The sequence below is a fragment of the Pseudomonas sp. GW822-FHT03F08 genome (genome assembly GCF_058801265.1).
This window is the reverse complement of record NZ_JBXANC010000001.1, coordinates 374,271-389,729: the sequence shown is the minus strand read 5'-3', so window position 1 is coordinate 389,729 and position 15,459 is coordinate 374,271. Positions and strand designations below refer to the sequence as shown.

Here is a 15,459-nt window from a genome sequence, read left to right as displayed (position 1 = left end):
GTTGGTCATAATGGCCATCTATAACTGTCACGCTCGCCCGTTTGCGCGGGCTCAGGAGTCTGCCGTGAGCTTTACCCCAGCCAACCGTCTGTTCCCTGCCACCCGCCTGCGTCGCAATCGCCGTGATGATTTTTCCCGGCGACTGGTGCGTGAGAACGTGTTGACGGTCGATGACCTGATCCTGCCGGTGTTCGTGCTCGACGGTGAAAACCGCCGCGAAGCCGTGGCCTCGATGCCAGGTGTCGAGCGCCTGACCATCGACCTGCTGCTTGAAGAAGCCGCCAAATGGGTCGAACTGGGGATTCCGGCGCTGGCGCTGTTCCCGGTCACGCCACCTGAGCTCAAATCCCTCGATGCCGCCGAAGCCTGGAATCCCGAAGGTATCGCCCAGCGCGCCACCCGCGCCCTGCGTGACCGATTCCCGGAGCTGGGCGTGATCACCGACGTCGCCCTGGATCCGTTCACCACTCACGGTCAGGACGGCATTCTCGACGAAGAAGGCTATGTGCAGAACGACATCACCGTCGATGCACTGGTCAAACAGGCGCTGTCCCACGCCGCCGCCGGCGCCCAGGTGGTTGCCCCGTCGGACATGATGGACGGCCGCATCCAGGCGATCCGTGAGGCGCTGGAGCTGGCCGGTCACGTCAACGTGCGGATCATGGCCTACTCGGCCAAGTACGCCAGCGCCTATTACGGCCCGTTCCGCGATGCCGTAGGTTCGGCCGCGAACCTGGGCAAGGCGAACAAGGCTTCCTATCAGATGGACCCGGCCAACAGCGACGAAGCGCTGCACGAAGTGGGCGCGGACTTGTCTGAAGGCGCGGACATGGTCATGGTCAAACCCGGCATGCCGTACCTGGATATTTTGTTCCGGGTAAAAGATGCCTTCAAAGTGCCGACCTTCGTCTATCAGGTTAGCGGCGAATACGCCATGCACATGGCGGCGATCCAGAATGGCTGGTTGAGCGAAGGCGTGATCCTCGAATCCCTGACCGCCTTTAAACGTGCCGGCGCTGATGGCATCCTGACTTACTTTGCTGTCCGTGCCGCTCAATTGTTACGAGAGCAGAAATAGCCCTCCCAGGAACATTCGATGAATACCGAAGGACTCACTGAAGTTGCCGTAAAAGAAGCTCAACCCGTGGTCGAGCAGATTACCGAAACCCCGCCGGAACTGGAGCCCGCGCCACCCGCGCCGGCAACTGAACCCGCTCCGGCGGCCCCGGCGATCGCGATTCCCGGCCTGGATGACAGCAGCCTGTATATCCACCGGGAATTGTCGCAACTGCAGTTCAACATCCGCGTGCTGGAACAGGCGCTGGACGAGTCCTATCCGTTGCTGGAGCGGCTGAAGTTCCTGCTGATCTTCTCCAGCAACCTCGACGAGTTCTTCGAGATCCGCGTCGCCGGCCTCAAGAAGCAGATCACCTTCGCCCGTGAACAGGCCGGCGCCGACGGTCTGCAACCGCATCAGGCATTGGCGCGGATCAGCGAGCTGGTGCACGGTCATGTAGACCGTCAGTACGCGATCCTCAACGACATCCTGCTGCCGGAGCTGGAAAAACATCAGGTGCGCTTCATACGTCGCCGCTACTGGACGACCAAGCTCAAGACCTGGGTGCGCCGTTACTTCCGCGACGAGATCGCGCCGATTATCACCCCGATCGGCCTCGACCCGACGCACCCGTTCCCGTTGCTGGTGAACAAGAGCCTGAACTTCATCGTCGAGCTCGAAGGCATCGACGCCTTCGGTCGCGATTCCGGTCTGGCAATCATCCCGGCGCCACGCTTGCTGCCGCGGATCATCAAGGTGCCGGAAGAAGTCGGCGGCCCTGGCGACAACTATGTGTTCCTGTCGTCGATGATCCACGCCCACGCCGATGACCTGTTCCAGGGCATGAAGGTAAAAGGCTGCTACCAGTTCCGTCTGACCCGAAACGCTGACCTGGCGCTCGATTCCGAAGACGTCGAAGACCTGGCCCGCGCCCTGCGTGGCGAGTTGTTCTCACGTCGTTACGGTGACGCCGTGCGCCTGGAAGTCGCCGACACCTGCCCGAAACACCTGTCGGACTACCTGCTCAAGCAGTTCAACCTGAGCGAGACCGAGCTGTATCAGGTCAACGGTCCGGTCAACCTGACGCGTCTGTTCAGCATCACCGGTCTGGACAGCCATCCGGAGCTGCAATACACGCCGTTCACGCCGCAGATCCCGAAACTGCTGCAAAACAGCGAGAACATTTTCAGCGTTGTCAGTAAACAGGACATCCTGCTGCTGCACCCGTTCGAGTCGTTCACCCCGGTGGTCGACCTGCTGCGCCAGGCTGCGAAAGACCCGCACGTTCTGGCCGTACGCCAGACCCTGTACCGCTCCGGCGCCAACTCGGAAATCGTCGATGCGCTGGTGGACGCCGCGCGTAACGGCAAGGAAGTGACGGCGGTCATCGAGCTGCGTGCGCGCTTCGACGAAGAATCCAACCTGCAACTGGCCAGCCGTCTGCAAGCGGCCGGTGCGGTGGTGATCTATGGCGTGGTCGGCTTCAAGACCCACGCCAAGATGATGCTGATCCTGCGTCGCGAAGCCGGCGAGATCGTGCGTTACGCGCACCTCGGCACCGGTAACTACCACGCCGGCAACGCCCGTCTGTACACCGACTACAGCCTGCTGACCTCCGACGACGCCTTGTGCGAAGACGTCGGCAAACTGTTCAGCCAGTTGATCGGCATGGGTAAGACGCTGCGCATGAAGAAGCTGCTGCACGCGCCGTTCACCCTGAAGAAGGGCATGCTCGACATGATCCTGCGCGAGACGCAATTCGCGCTCGACGGCAAACCTGCGCACATCATCGCCAAGTTCAACTCGCTGACCGATCCGAAGATCATCCGCGCGCTGTACAAGGCCAGCCAGTCCGGCGTGCGCATCGACCTGGTGGTGCGCGGCATGTGCTGCCTGCGTCCGGGCATCGCCGGGGTTTCGCACAACATTCACGTGCGCTCGATCATCGGTCGCTTCCTTGAACACACCCGCGTGTTCTACTTCCTCAACGGTGGCGAGGAGCAGATGTTCCTGTCCAGCGCCGACTGGATGGAACGCAACCTCGACAAGCGCGTCGAGACTTGCTTCCCGGTGGAAGGCAAGAAGCTGCTGACCCGGGTCAAGAAAGAGCTGGAGTTGTACCTGACCGACAACACCCACAGCTGGAGCCTGCAGTCGGACGGCCGCTACATCCGCAACACGCCGACCGGCAACCAGAACCCGCGCAGTGCGCAGGCGACGTTGCTGGAGCGGTTGGGCAGCCCGATTCTGCCGGTCAGCAGCTGACCGCAGGTCTCAAAGCAATAAAAAAGGCGATCCATCCGGATCGCCTTTTTTGTGCCTGCCGGTTACTCAGTGCACGGTCAGAACAATCCCCACCCGCGTCAGCCACTCGGCCTCAAGTGCGAAATCCGCCTGAGTCAGCTGGTTTTCATCCAGCCAGTTCTCCGGGAATTCCACATCGAGGTTGTCGCCATTGGCGTGCAGCGCGACCTGCGGCATGGTCTGGGTGCCGCGAATGTGGTGGAACAGGATCGCAAAGCGCAGCAGCACGCACAGGCGGATCAGCTTGTCGCCGTCGTCGCCGAATTCGGCAAACTTGTCCTTGGGGATGTTGCGGCGGTGGCCGCGCACCAGCAGGGCGAGCATTTGCTGGTCTTCGCGGGAGAAACCGGCCAGGTCCGAGTGCTCGATCAGGTAGGCGCCGTGCTTGTGGTATTGGTAGTGAGCGATGTCGAGCCCGACTTCGTGCACTTTCGCCGCCCAGCCCAGCAGTTCGCGCCAGATGCCATCGTCCAGCTGCCAATCGACAGCCACTTGATCGAAGGCGTGCAGGGCTTTGCGCTCGACGCGTACGGCCTGTTCCAGGTCGACGTGGTAGCGCTCCATCAGCGAGGTCAGGGTGCGTTCGCGCACGTCTTCGTGATGATGGCGGCCGAGCAGGTCGTAGAGTACGCCTTCGCGCAGCGCGCCTTCGCAGTGATCCATACGTTGCAGTTCGAGGGCGTCGAAGATCGCTTCAAGAATCGCCAGGCCGGCCGGGAAGATCGCGCGGCGATCCGGCTTGATGCCTTCGAAATCGATCTTGTCGACATCGCCGAGCTTGAACAGGCGACGCTTGAGCCACGCCAGGCCTTCGGCGTTCACTTCGCCGGTGCCATGTCCGCCGGCCTTCAGCGCCAGGCCGATGGCGCGGATGGTGCCCGAGGAGCCGATGGCTTCATCCCAGGTCAGGCGGTGCAGGGCGTGTTCGATGCTCATGATTTCCAGCCGCGCCGCCGTGTAGGCCTGGGCGTAGCGTGCCGGGGTGATCTTGCCGTCCTTGAAGTAGCGCTGGGTGAAACTCACGCAGCCCATTTGCAGGCTTTCGCGCAACAACGGCTCGAAGCGCTGGCCGATGATGAATTCGGTACTGCCGCCGCCGATGTCGGCGACCAGGCGTTTGCCCGGAGTGTCGGCGAGGGTGTGAGAGACGCCGAGGTAGATCAGGCGCGCCTCTTCGCGGCCGGAGATGACTTCCACCGGGTGGCCGAGGATTTCTTCGGCACGACGGATGAATTCGCCACGGTTGCGCGCCTCGCGCAGAGCGTTGGTGCCGACGATCCGCACGGCGCCCAGCGGCATACCGTTGATCAGTTGGGCAAAACGCTTGAGGCAATCAAGCCCGCGCTGCATGGATTCTTCGTTGAGATGGCGCTCATCGTCGATGCCGGCGGCCAGCTGAACCTTCTCCCCGAGACGTTCGAGAATACGGATTTCGCCGTTCTGGGCCTTGGCCACGACCATGTGGAAGCTGTTGGAGCCCAGGTCGATCGCGGCGATCAGGGACAGATTCTTGGCTTGGGATTGCGGCATGGTCTGGGGGTCTCGGTCGATAACCTCGACATCGTGCCACGATCAAACGCTGCCGCCAACGCGCATGGTACAAACCCTTGATTTAGCGCACTGACGGCCTGCTTTCAGCCTGCGACTTCCACGGTTCCGATGAAATTCGCCAGTTCCGGCGTCTGCGGATCGGCAAACAACACCTTCGGGTCGCCCACCTCATGCACCTTGCCCTGGTGCATGAACACCAGTTTGTCCCCGACCTCCCGGGCGAAGCGCATTTCGTGGGTGACCATGATCAGCGTCATGCCTTCCTTCGCGAGCTGGCGGACCACGCTGAGCACTTCGTTGACCAGTTCCGGGTCCAGCGCCGAGGTGATCTCGTCGCACAGCAGCACCTTGGGCGACATCGCCAGCGCCCGGGCAATCGCCACGCGTTGTTGCTGGCCGCCCGAGAGGCGATCCGGGAAGGCATCGAATTTCTCGCCGAGGCCGACGCGCTCCAGCATCTGCCGCGCCAGCTCCGCAGCCTTGGCCTTGGGCACTTTCTGCACCACTTGCGGCGCGAGCATCACGTTTTCGCCCACCGTCAGGTGCGGGAACAGGTTGAACTGCTGGAACACCATCCCGACTTTCTGCCGCAGGCTGCGCAGGTCGGCGCGGGCGGCGTCAAGGTATTCGCCGTCGACTTCGATCACGCCGTCGTTGATCGATTCCAGGCCGTTGAGGGTGCGCAGCAGGGTGGATTTGCCCGAGCCGCTGCGGCCGATGATCGCCACGACCTGACCTTCCTCGACGCTCAGGTCGATGCCTTTGAGTACGTGGTGATCGCCGTAGTATTTATGCAGGGCGGAAATTCTAAGCAGAGGCATGCAGTCTCCTTTCCAGGTAGCGCGCACTGAGGGACAAGGGGTAGCAGAGCAGGAAGTAGCCGGCGGCGACGAGGCCGTAGACCATGAACGGTTCGAAGGTGGCGTTGGCGAGCATGCCGCCGGTCTTGGTCAGTTCGGTGAAGCCGATGATCGAGGTCACGGCGGTGCCTTTGACCACTTGCACCGAGAAGCCCACGGTCGGCGCCACGGCGATGCGCAGCGCTTGCGGCAGAATCACGTAGCGCAATTGCTCCAGCGGATTCAGCGCCAGGCTCGACGAAGCTTCCCATTGGCCGTTGGGAATCGCCTCGACGCAACCGCGCCAGATCTCCGCCAGATAGGCGCTGGTGAACAGCGTCAGGGCAATCGCCGCCGCCATCCACGGTGAAATCTCCACGCCGGCCAGCGCCACGCCGAAGAACACCAGAAACAGCTGCATCAACAGCGGCGTGCCCTGGAACAGTTCGATCCAGGTGCGGGCGATGCTGCTGGGCAGGGTGTTTTTCGAGATGCGCATGACCAGGATCAGCAACCCGACGATCCCGCCGCCAATGAATGCCACCAGCGACAACGCCAGTGTCCATTGCAGGCCGGTGAGCAGGTTGCGCAGGATGTCCCAGAACGTGAAGTCGCTCATTGGCTGCTCCTTGCGCTGCTTTTCGACAGGTAGCGCCGACCGAGCCAGTTCAGTAACTGACGGATCAGCAGCGCCATGCACAGATAAATGAGGGTGGTCAGGGCATAGGTTTCAAAGGCGCGGAAGTTGCGCGACTGAATGAAGTTGGCGGCGAAGCTCAACTCTTCGGTGGCAATCTGCGAACACACCGCCGAGCCGAGCATGACGATGATGATCTGGCTGCTCAGGGCCGGCCAGACCTTGCCCAGTGCCGGCAGCAGCACCACGTGGCGGAACGCTTCGAAACGGCTCATCGCCAGCGCAGCAGCGGCCTCCAGTTGCCCGCGCGGGATCGCCTGGATGCCGGCACGGATGATCTCGGTCGAGTACGCACCGAGGTTGATCACCATCGCCAGCACCGCGGCCTGCCACTCGGATATCTGCACGCCAAGGGACGGCAGACCGAAGAAGATGAAGAACAGCTGCACCAGGAACGGCGTGTTGCGGATCAACTCGACGTACACGCCGAAGATTGTCGAGAACGGACGGATGTTCCACGCCCGCACCAGCGCTCCGACAATACCCACACCAACCCCGAACAGCGCGCCGATGGCTGTCAGCTCAAGGGTGAACAGCGCCCCGCGCAGCAGCAGGTCGGTGTTTTCCACCACCGGCAAGAAATCGAACTGATAGGCCATGAAAGTCTCCCGCGCCGCCGGTCAGAGGTCGGCCGGCAGCGGCTCTTTGAGCCAGGTCTGCGCGTTCTTTTCCAGCGCGCCGTCAGCCTTGGCGGTGGCCAGGATCTCGTTGACCTTGCCCAGCAGCGCCGGCTCGTTCTTGTTTACGCCGACGTAGACCGGCGAATCCTTGAGCTTCACTTTCAGCGCGGGCACGCGTTTCGGGCTCTTTTCGCTGATCGCCACCATCACCACGTTGCCGCTGGCGATCAAGTCGACCTGGCCGGCGAGGTAGGCGGCGATGGTCGAGTTGTTGTCTTCGAAGCGCTTGATGGTCACGCCTTCGGGGGCGACCTTGGTCAGCTCGATGTCTTCGATGGCGCCGCGAGTGACACTGATGGTTTTGCCCTTGAGGTCGTCCAGGGTGCTGACGGCTGCCTCCGGCGGGCCGAACACGGCGAGGTAGAACGGCGCATAGGCGCGGGAGAAATCGATGACCTTCTCGCGCTCGGGGTTCTTGCCGAGGCTGGAAATCACCAGGTCGACCTTGCCGGTGGTCAGGAACGGGATGCGGTTGGTGCTGTTGACCGGGGTCAGTTCGAGTTTGACCTTGAGCTGGTCGGCCAGCAGTTTCGCAGTATCGATGTCCAGGCCGCGCGGCTTCATGTCCGGGCCGACCGAGCCGAAGGGCGGGAAGTCCTGAGGCACGGCGACTTTCAAGGTGCCGCGTTTGACTACGTCGTCCAGACCGTCGGCATGGGAGGGGGCCTGGCTCAGCATCAGACCGGCAAACAGGGCGGCGAGGAGGGCGCTGTAACGCTTCGTCATGGACAATCTCCGGATCGGCGGGAAGTGAATTCTGCGATCGGACAGAGCATGGGCCGTGCCAAGACAGCGGTTTGGCTGCGCAAAGCCACGGGTTTAGCGGGTTTGTTCGGTCTTACTGGTCTGAACAGTCAGGTTGGATTTCGCACTGCGATAGCGCATCGGCGTGCGCCGTCGAACCCCGCTGGGGCATGACTTGCCTGACGCCTCGAATAGCTTTACAACTGGCCGCACCTTGGCCTGGTCCGACTGGAAAACCATGAACTCGATCTCCCGCGCCGTACCCGAAGTGGCGCTGCAAGCGATCCGCAAACTGATTACCGAGCAGGGTTTCGGCCCCGGTGATGCGCTGCCCTCGCAGCGGGATCTGGCGGTACAGTTGGGGGTCAGCCGGGCGTCGTTGCGCGAGGCGTTGTCATCCTTGAGTGCGCTGGGGGTGGTCAGCATCCAGCCGGGCAAGGGCGTATTCGTGCAGTCGCCGGTGGAGCTGCCGCGCGGGGAGGGTGCGCCGGCCTGGCCGTTTGCAGCCCAGGCCTCGCCGCTGGAGATCTTCCAGTTGCGCTATGCGCTGGAAGGGTTCGCGGCCGGGCTGGCGGCGGTGACGCTGAGCACGTTTGATCTGGATGAACTGGAAGACAACGTCGCCGCCATGCGTGAGCAACTGCGCGCCGGCGACTTCGAGGCCGCGGCGAAACTGGATTTCGAATTCCACCGGCGGATCCTGCGGGCCAGCGGCAATCAGGCGATGCTGAGCATCCTCACCGCCAGCGCCGACATCTTTCTGGAGAGCCAGAAGCTACCGTTCATCCGCGCCGAACGGGCCATGGAAACCTGGCAGGAACACCGCAAGATCCTCCGCGCCCTGGCGCGCCGGGCGTCCGCTGCCGCCCAGAAAGCCATGCAGGAGCACGTGCGCAACGCGGCGTTGCGCACTGGAATTGCCTTCATCGCCCCCGCCAGCGCGTGACTTGAGCTATACCCAAACTCATCGAGTGCCATAGCAAGACTCAATCATCTGCAGCTTCCTGAACAAGGGAAGGGCGGCTATGATGGGCCACGTTTTTTTGCTTACAACCTGGAGAATTCCATGAGCAGCGATCTGATCAAACACGTTAGCGACGCTAGCTTCGAAGCCGACGTACTCAAGGCCGAAGGCGCTGTCCTGGTCGACTACTGGGCTGAATGGTGCGGCCCTTGCAAAATGATCGCTCCGGTTCTGGACGAGATTGCAGAGACTTACAAAGGCAAGCTGACCGTTGCCAAGCTGAACATCGACGAAAACCAGGAAACCCCGGCCAAGCACGGCGTACGTGGTATTCCGACCCTGATGCTGTTCAAGAACGGCAACGTGGAAGCGACCAAGGTCGGCGCTCTGTCGAAGTCGCAACTGGCTGCTTTCCTCGACGCCAACATCTAAGCGTCGCGGTAAAGATTGTCCTCAAAAAGCCCCGCAAATCGCGGGGCTTTTTGCGTATTCAGGGCTAGACGCTCCGAAACTCAGGTGATACATTCGGCCCCGCACTGGTTTCTCCACTGCCCCCTGCTAGCCGTCGCCGACGCACTCCTTTTCGAACAAGTACGCGATCCTGTCGCCTTCTCCGCGGCGCGGCCTCATTAAGCCAAAAGCTTAATTTCCCCCCCTCCATAAATGATTACGTCATTCCTATATGAATCTGACTGAACTCAAGCAAAAGCCGATTACCGAACTGCTCGAATTGGCCGAACAGATGGGCATAGAAAATATGGCCCGTTCGCGCAAGCAGGACGTGATTTTCTCCCTGCTGAAAAAGCACGCGAAAAGCGGTGAGGAAATCTCCGGTGATGGCGTGCTGGAGATTCTCCAGGACGGCTTCGGCTTCCTGCGCTCCGCTGACGCTTCCTACCTCGCCGGCCCTGACGACATCTACGTCTCGCCGAGCCAGATCCGCCGTTTCAACCTGCGCACCGGTGACACCATCGTTGGCAAGATCCGGCCGCCAAAGGAAGGCGAGCGTTACTTCGCCCTGCTCAAGGTCGACACGATCAACTTCGATCGTCCAGAGAACGCGAAAAACAAGATTCTCTTCGAGAACCTGACCCCGCTGTTCCCGACCGTGCGCATGAAGATGGAAGCCGGCAACGGTTCCACCGAAGACCTGACCGGTCGTGTGATCGACCTGTGCGCCCCGATCGGCAAAGGCCAGCGCGGTCTGATCGTTGCACCGCCGAAAGCCGGTAAGACGATCATGCTGCAGAACATCGCGGCCAACATCGCCCGTAACAACCCTGAAGTTCACCTGATCGTGCTGTTGATCGACGAACGTCCGGAAGAAGTGACCGAAATGCAGCGCACCGTGCGCGGCGAAGTGGTTGCCTCGACCTTCGACGAACCGCCGACCCGTCACGTACAAGTGGCTGAAATGGTGATCGAGAAGGCCAAGCGCCTGGTCGAACACAAGAAGGACGTGGTGATCCTGCTCGACTCCATCACCCGTCTGGCCCGTGCCTACAACACCGTGATCCCGAGCTCCGGCAAGGTGCTGACCGGTGGTGTCGATGCCCACGCCCTGGAGAAGCCGAAGCGTTTCTTCGGTGCCGCGCGTAACATCGAAGAAGGCGGCTCGCTGACCATTATCGCCACCGCGCTGGTTGAAACCGGCTCGAAGATGGACGAAGTGATCTACGAAGAGTTCAAGGGTACCGGCAACATGGAACTGCCTCTGGATCGCAAGATCGCCGAGAAGCGTGTGTTCCCGGCCATCAACATCAACCGTTCCGGCACCCGCCGTGAAGAGTTGCTGACCGCCGACGACGAACTGCAGCGCATGTGGATCCTGCGCAAGCTGCTGCACCCGATGGACGAAGTAGCTGCCATCGAGTTCCTGGTCGACAAGCTGAAAACGACCAAGACCAACGACGAGTTCTTCCTGTCGATGAAGCGCAAGTAACATCGTCGGTTGAGTCCGAAAGATGGCGCCCTTCAGGGGCGCCATTTTTTTGCCTGATTTTTGTCCGGGCGATCGCAGGTGTGCGATCTGTTAAGGTCCGTGTGCCGGAAAAACAAGAAGCAGCGCCTTGGGCTGTACAAAAAATAACCACCTGATTGGCATTAAAGATTTATGAGCACACTCGCTTATCGAAGGGATATCGACGGCTTGCGCGCAGTCGCTGTGATTGCCGTGGTGCTGTTCCACTTTGGCGTCCCGGGGTTCACCGGTGGATTTGTCGGCGTGGACGTGTTTTTCGTGATTTCCGGCTACCTGATCACCTCGATCATCTGGAACCAGCGCCAGGCCGGGCGTTTCAGCTTCGTCGAGTTCTGGGCCCGACGCGCCCGGCGGATCCTGCCGGCGCTGTTTGCGATGATCATCGCGGTGCTGGCGGTGGGCTGGTTCCTGTTGGCACCCAAAGATTACGAAGAACTGGGGCGCTCGGTGCGCTACCAGGTGACCTTCGTCTCGAACATTCTGTTCATGCGTCAGGATGGCTATTTCGACGTCGCTTCGGATCTCAAGCCGCTGCTGCACACTTGGTCGCTGGCGGTGGAGGAACAGTTCTACATTCTCTTCCCACTGTTGCTGACCCTGCTGTCGAGCCGTCTGAAACACTGGCGGCTGGCGCTGTTCGGCGTATTGCTGCTGTCCTTCGGGCTGAGCGTGTGGGCGGTCCATCATTATCCGGAGAAGGCGTTTTTCCTGTTGCCGATGCGGGCGTGGGAGCTGCTGGCCGGTGCGATGCTCGCCGTGGCGCCCCGGCATTCGTGGCGCCTCAAACCGATGGCAGCGCAGGGGCTGAGCCTGCTCGGCATGGCGCTGATCCTGCTGGCCGTCTTCGGGTACGACAAAAGCACGCCATTCCCCGGCGCCGCGGCACTGCTGCCGGTGCTGGGCGTGGTGGCGCTGATCCTGGCCAACGGTCATCGTGAAACGTTGATGGGTCAATTGCTGAGCAGTCGGGTGATGGTCGGTCTCGGCCTGATTTCCTATTCCTGGTACTTGTGGCACTGGCCGGTGTTCGTGTTTTCCAGCTATGCCAGCGTCGAGGAACCGGGTGCGCTGGACATCGCAGGATTGATCCTGCTGACGCTGGTGCTGGGTTACCTGTCATGGAAGTTCGTCGAAACACCGTTCCGCGAGCGTCGCCTGCTTGCCGGGCGCCGGCAGGTTCTGCTGGCCGGTTTTTGCGGCATCCTGGTGCTCGGCCTGGCCGGACAAGCCCTGCGCTGGACCGATGGCTTGCCGTCGCGTCTGTCCGAACAGGCGCTGCAATATGCCAGGGGCCACGAGTGGCGGCCGGAGCTGATGGCGTGCCTGACGGACGACAAGGCCCCGGATGACAAGCTGTTCTGCCATTACGGTGTGGAAAGCCTGCCGGCCCAGGCGATGGTCTGGGGTGACAGCCACGCTACAGCACTGATTCCGGTGCTGGAGGACGCTGCGCAAGCCCATGGCGTCAACGTGATCCTCGCCAGCTCTGCCGGTTGTATTCCGGTTGAAGGGTTGGAGCATGACGCGGCCTGTACGCGTTTCAATCGGCGTGTCGAGCAGGGGTTGAGCGCGCAACGTATCAGCGATGTGGTGCTGGTCGCGCGTTGGAGCCTCTATCTGTATGGCGACGCCAAAGGGGATCTCGACCATGCGCTCAGAAAGCCGGATGGTAAGTACGACAGTGCCGTCGCTGAACAACGCCTGGCCGATGGGCTGCGCGCACGGCTTGCTCAATTGCGTGAGGGCGGGCATCGGGTCTGGCTGGTGAAAGAGGCGCCGTTGCAGGCGTTCAACCCGCCGTATCGCCTGACACGCCTTGCGATGCTGGGTCATTCGGTGGATGAGGTCGGCCTGGCCATCGGCGAGCATGACAAGCGCCAGGCATTCATCAGCCGGTTGTTCGCCCAACTGGCGCAGGATCCGATGGTGCGGGTGATCGATCCGGCGCCACGGCTGTGTGATGAAAACGGTCTGTGTCGCGCCGAACTCGACGGCTATTCGCTGTACAAGGATGACAATCACCTGTCGGAAGTCGGTGCGCGATTCGTGGCGCCGATCCTCGAACCGCTGTTTGTCAGTCTGCAGGCCGGTAAAAATCCGGGTAGCGGCCAGGTGAATGCAGCCAAGTAAGCAGTGACGGGCTGCCAGCGACCGGCATAGCAGGTAGGATGTACGCCTATTTTGAGGGTGCCATCGTCAATGAAATTCAAGGATCTTCGGGATTTCGTGCAGCAGCTTGAGCAGCGCGGAGAGTTGAAACGCATCCAGATTCCCGTCTCGCCGGTGCTGGAGATGACCGAAGTGTGCGACCGCACACTGCGGGCCAAGGGCCCGGCGCTGCTGTTCGAGAAACCGACCGGCTATGACATTCCGGTGCTCGGCAACCTGTTCGGCACGCCCGAGCGGGTCGCCATGGGCATGGGCGCCGAGTCGGTCAGCGAGCTGCGCGAAATCGGCAAGCTACTGGCGTTCCTCAAGGAGCCGGAGCCGCCGAAGGGCTTGAAAGATGCGTGGTCGAAGTTGCCGATCTTCCGCAAGATCATCGCGATGGCGCCGAAAGTCGTCAAAGATGCCCCGTGCCAGGAAGTGGTCATCGAAGGTGATGACGTCGACTTGGCGATGCTGCCGGTGCAGACCTGCTGGCCGGGCGACGTGGCGCCGCTGATCACCTGGGGCCTGACCGTCACCAAAGGTCCTAACAAGGATCGGCAGAACCTCGGCATCTACCGTCAGCAAGTGATCGGCCGCAACAAGGTCATCATGCGCTGGCTCAGCCACCGGGGTGGCGCGCTGGATTTTCGTGAGTGGTGCGAGAAACATCCGGGCCAGCCGTTCCCGGTGTCCGTGGCCCTCGGCGCGGATCCTGCAACCATTCTCGGCGCCGTCACCCCGGTGCCGGACAGCCTCTCCGAATACGCCTTCGCCGGCCTGTTGCGCGACAGCCGCACAGAATTGGTGAAGTGCCGTGGCAACGACCTGCAAGTGCCGGCCACGGCCGAAATCATCCTTGAAGGCGTAATCCATCCGGGCGAGATGGCCGACGAAGGCCCGTACGGCGACCACACCGGTTACTACAACGAAGTCGACAGCTTCCCGGTGTTCACCGTCGAGCGTATCACCCACCGGATCAAACCGATCTACCACAGCACCTACACCGGCCGTCCGCCGGATGAGCCGGCGATCCTCGGCGTGGCGCTGAACGAAGTGTTCGTGCCGATCCTGCAGAAACAGTTCCCGGAAATCACCGACTTCTACCTGCCGCCGGAAGGCTGCTCGTACCGCATGGCCGTGGTGACGATGAAGAAGTCGTATCCGGGCCACGCCAAGCGCGTGATGCTGGGTGTCTGGTCGTTTTTGCGACAGTTCATGTACACCAAGTTCGTTATCGTCACCGACGACGATATCAACGCGCGGGACTGGAACGACGTGATCTGGGCCATCACCACGCGCATGGACCCCAAGCGCGACACGGTGATGATCGACAACACGCCGATCGACTACCTCGACTTCGCCTCGCCGGTGTCGGGTCTTGGCTCGAAGATGGGCCTGGATGCCACCCACAAGTGGCCGGGCGAAACCACTCGCGAGTGGGGCCGCGTCATCGTCAAAGATGATGCCGTCACCCAACGGATCGATGCCATCTGGAATCAGTTAGGAATAGATTGATGCGTGTAACCCTGCAGCCCTCCGGAGCGGTGCTCGAGATACGGCCCGGAGAGCGGATTCTCGATGGTGCGCGGCGCCTGGGCTACGAATGCCCGCAAAGCTGCCGCAACGGCAATTGTCACGTGTGCGCAGCGCTGCTGGTGGAAGGCCGGGTCGAACAGGCCGGCAAGGTGCATGACCACGGCGAGTTCTACACTTGCATAGCGGAGCCGCTGGAAGACTGCATCCTGCTGTGGGATGGCGTGCTCGCGCTGGGAGAACTGCCGGTGCGCAGCCTGTCGTGTCAGGTCATCGAATGCCGGGACGTCGGTGGCGATACCTGGCGCGTGCGCCTGCGGGCGCCGGCCGGCAAGCCGCCGCGTTATCACGCGGGCCAGTACCTGATGATCGAGCGCGAGAGCGGCGAGAAGTCAGCCTTTTCCATGGCCTCGGCGCCCCACGGCGGGCGAGACCTGGAAATCCACGTGCTGGCGCGCGAAGCCAGTGCCCTGAGCCTGATCGAGCAACTGCAGCGCAATTCGATGGTGCGGGTCGAACTGCCGTTCGGCGACACCCACCTCGCGGAATTGCCCGACGGGCCGCTGGTGCTGATCGCCGCCGGCACCGGCATGGGCCAGATTCACAGCCTGATCGAACATTGCCGGGCCAACGGCTTCAAACATCCGGTGCATTTGTACTGGGGCGTGCGTCGTCCGGAAGATTTCTATGAAATCGAACATTGGGACGAATGGCTGAAGCTGCCCAACCTGTTCCTGCACAAGGTCGTCAGCGACCAATGCGGCTGGGAAGGGCGCTGCGGGATGTTGCATGAGGCGGTGTGCGAGGACTTTCCGGATCTGAAACCCTTGCACGTCTATGCCAGTGGTTCGCCGGCGATGGTCTACGGCACGCTGGATGCGCTGGTGGAAGCCGGGATGGACGCCCACCAGATGCGCGCCGATGTGTTTGCATATGCGCCGCGCTCTTGAGCCGCGCG

General features: G+C 61.8%; 13 protein-coding genes. 8 read left to right on the top strand and 5 right to left on the bottom strand.

The window, feature by feature from the left end; genetic code table 11:
* Positions 1 to 64 precede the first annotated feature (64 nt).
* On the top strand, positions 65 to 1,078 hold the full coding sequence (gene hemB, locus AC1RME_RS01810) for a porphobilinogen synthase (RefSeq protein WP_007951836.1): 1,014 nt from the start codon (positions 65 to 67) through the stop codon (positions 1,076 to 1,078).
* An 18-nt stretch (positions 1,079 to 1,096) separates the two neighbouring features.
* Positions 1,097 to 3,322 (top strand): polyphosphate kinase 1, encoded by a 2,226-nt coding sequence (ppk1, locus tag AC1RME_RS01805; protein ID WP_096817387.1) that lies wholly within the window; start codon positions 1,097 to 1,099, stop codon positions 3,320 to 3,322.
* 66 nt (positions 3,323 to 3,388) lie between these two features.
* Here ppk1 and ppx read toward each other — a convergent pair whose 3' ends face one another.
* The 5 genes from ppx to AC1RME_RS01780 form a co-directional block, all read right to left on the bottom strand.
* Positions 3,389 to 4,891 (bottom strand): exopolyphosphatase, encoded by a 1,503-nt coding sequence (gene ppx / locus AC1RME_RS01800; RefSeq protein WP_096817389.1) that lies wholly within the window; start codon positions 4,889 to 4,891, stop codon positions 3,389 to 3,391.
* A 104-nt stretch (positions 4,892 to 4,995) separates the two neighbouring features.
* Positions 4,996 to 5,733, bottom strand: a complete 738-nt coding sequence (locus tag AC1RME_RS01795) for an amino acid ABC transporter ATP-binding protein (RefSeq protein WP_096817391.1) — start codon at positions 5,731 to 5,733, stop codon at positions 4,996 to 4,998.
* Positions 5,720 to 6,370, bottom strand: coding sequence for an amino acid ABC transporter permease (locus AC1RME_RS01790; protein ID WP_134828470.1), 651 nt, complete (start codon positions 6,368 to 6,370; stop codon positions 5,720 to 5,722). The genes AC1RME_RS01795 and AC1RME_RS01790 overlap by 14 nt, the downstream gene beginning before the upstream one ends.
* Positions 6,367 to 7,047 (bottom strand): amino acid ABC transporter permease, encoded by a 681-nt coding sequence (locus tag AC1RME_RS01785; protein ID WP_011336489.1) that lies wholly within the window; start codon positions 7,045 to 7,047, stop codon positions 6,367 to 6,369. Before AC1RME_RS01785 ends, AC1RME_RS01790 begins: the two co-directional genes overlap by 4 nt.
* 21 nt (positions 7,048 to 7,068) lie before the next feature.
* The gene (locus tag AC1RME_RS01780) at positions 7,069 to 7,854 is read right to left on the bottom strand and encodes a transporter substrate-binding domain-containing protein (RefSeq protein ID WP_493090325.1); all 786 of its coding nucleotides are present in this window, start codon (positions 7,852 to 7,854) and stop codon (positions 7,069 to 7,071) included.
* A 256-nt stretch (positions 7,855 to 8,110) separates the two neighbouring features.
* On the opposite strand from AC1RME_RS01780, the gene AC1RME_RS01775 reads away from it, so the two are divergent.
* The 6 genes from AC1RME_RS01775 to AC1RME_RS01750 all read left to right on the top strand — a co-directional run bounded on the left by AC1RME_RS01775 (position 8,111) and on the right by AC1RME_RS01750 (position 15,451).
* Positions 8,111 to 8,818: a FadR/GntR family transcriptional regulator gene (locus AC1RME_RS01775; protein ID WP_096817395.1), complete on the top strand. Its 708-nt coding sequence runs from the start codon at positions 8,111 to 8,113 to the stop codon at positions 8,816 to 8,818.
* Positions 8,819 to 8,938: 120 nt separating this feature from the next.
* The gene (gene trxA / locus AC1RME_RS01770; protein WP_003206727.1) at positions 8,939 to 9,268 is read left to right on the top strand and encodes a thioredoxin TrxA; all 330 of its coding nucleotides are present in this window, start codon (positions 8,939 to 8,941) and stop codon (positions 9,266 to 9,268) included.
* 250 nt (positions 9,269 to 9,518) lie between these two features.
* On the top strand, positions 9,519 to 10,778 hold the full coding sequence (gene rho, locus AC1RME_RS01765) for a transcription termination factor Rho (RefSeq protein ID WP_003229334.1): 1,260 nt from the start codon (positions 9,519 to 9,521) through the stop codon (positions 10,776 to 10,778).
* A 171-nt stretch (positions 10,779 to 10,949) separates the two neighbouring features.
* Positions 10,950 to 12,947, top strand: coding sequence for an acyltransferase family protein (locus AC1RME_RS01760; RefSeq protein WP_493090322.1), 1,998 nt, complete (start codon positions 10,950 to 10,952; stop codon positions 12,945 to 12,947).
* 69 nt (positions 12,948 to 13,016) lie between these two features.
* Positions 13,017 to 14,483: a 4-hydroxy-3-polyprenylbenzoate decarboxylase gene (gene ubiD / locus AC1RME_RS01755; RefSeq protein WP_007951823.1), complete on the top strand. Its 1,467-nt coding sequence runs from the start codon at positions 13,017 to 13,019 to the stop codon at positions 14,481 to 14,483.
* On the top strand, positions 14,483 to 15,451 hold the full coding sequence (locus AC1RME_RS01750; RefSeq protein ID WP_192559260.1) for a CDP-6-deoxy-delta-3,4-glucoseen reductase: 969 nt from the start codon (positions 14,483 to 14,485) through the stop codon (positions 15,449 to 15,451). Before ubiD ends, AC1RME_RS01750 begins: the two co-directional genes overlap by 1 nt.
* Positions 15,452 to 15,459: the final 8 nt, after the last annotated feature.

Bases quoted from the DNA above. Each gene is read 5' to 3' on its own strand.
- ppk1 (WP_096817387.1), top strand. From the start codon at position 1,097: ATGAATACCGAAGGACTCACTGAAGTTGCCGTAAAAGAAGCTCAACCC.
- ppx (WP_096817389.1), bottom strand. From the start codon at position 4,891: ATGCCGCAATCCCAAGCCAAGAATCTGTCCCTGATCGCCGCGATCGAC.
- AC1RME_RS01795 (WP_096817391.1), bottom strand. From the start codon at position 5,733: ATGCCTCTGCTTAGAATTTCCGCCCTGCATAAATACTACGGCGATCAC.
- AC1RME_RS01790 (WP_134828470.1), bottom strand. From the start codon at position 6,370: ATGAGCGACTTCACGTTCTGGGACATCCTGCGCAACCTGCTCACCGGC.
- AC1RME_RS01785 (WP_011336489.1), bottom strand. From the start codon at position 7,047: ATGGCCTATCAGTTCGATTTCTTGCCGGTGGTGGAAAACACCGACCTG.
- AC1RME_RS01780 (WP_493090325.1), bottom strand. From the start codon at position 7,854: ATGACGAAGCGTTACAGCGCCCTCCTCGCCGCCCTGTTTGCCGGTCTG.
- AC1RME_RS01775 (WP_096817395.1), top strand. From the start codon at position 8,111: ATGAACTCGATCTCCCGCGCCGTACCCGAAGTGGCGCTGCAAGCGATC.
- trxA (WP_003206727.1), top strand. From the start codon at position 8,939: ATGAGCAGCGATCTGATCAAACACGTTAGCGACGCTAGCTTCGAAGCC.
- rho (WP_003229334.1), top strand. From the start codon at position 9,519: ATGAATCTGACTGAACTCAAGCAAAAGCCGATTACCGAACTGCTCGAA.
- AC1RME_RS01760 (WP_493090322.1), top strand. From the start codon at position 10,950: ATGAGCACACTCGCTTATCGAAGGGATATCGACGGCTTGCGCGCAGTC.
- ubiD (WP_007951823.1), top strand. From the start codon at position 13,017: ATGAAATTCAAGGATCTTCGGGATTTCGTGCAGCAGCTTGAGCAGCGC.
- AC1RME_RS01750 (WP_192559260.1), top strand. From the start codon at position 14,483: ATGCGTGTAACCCTGCAGCCCTCCGGAGCGGTGCTCGAGATACGGCCC.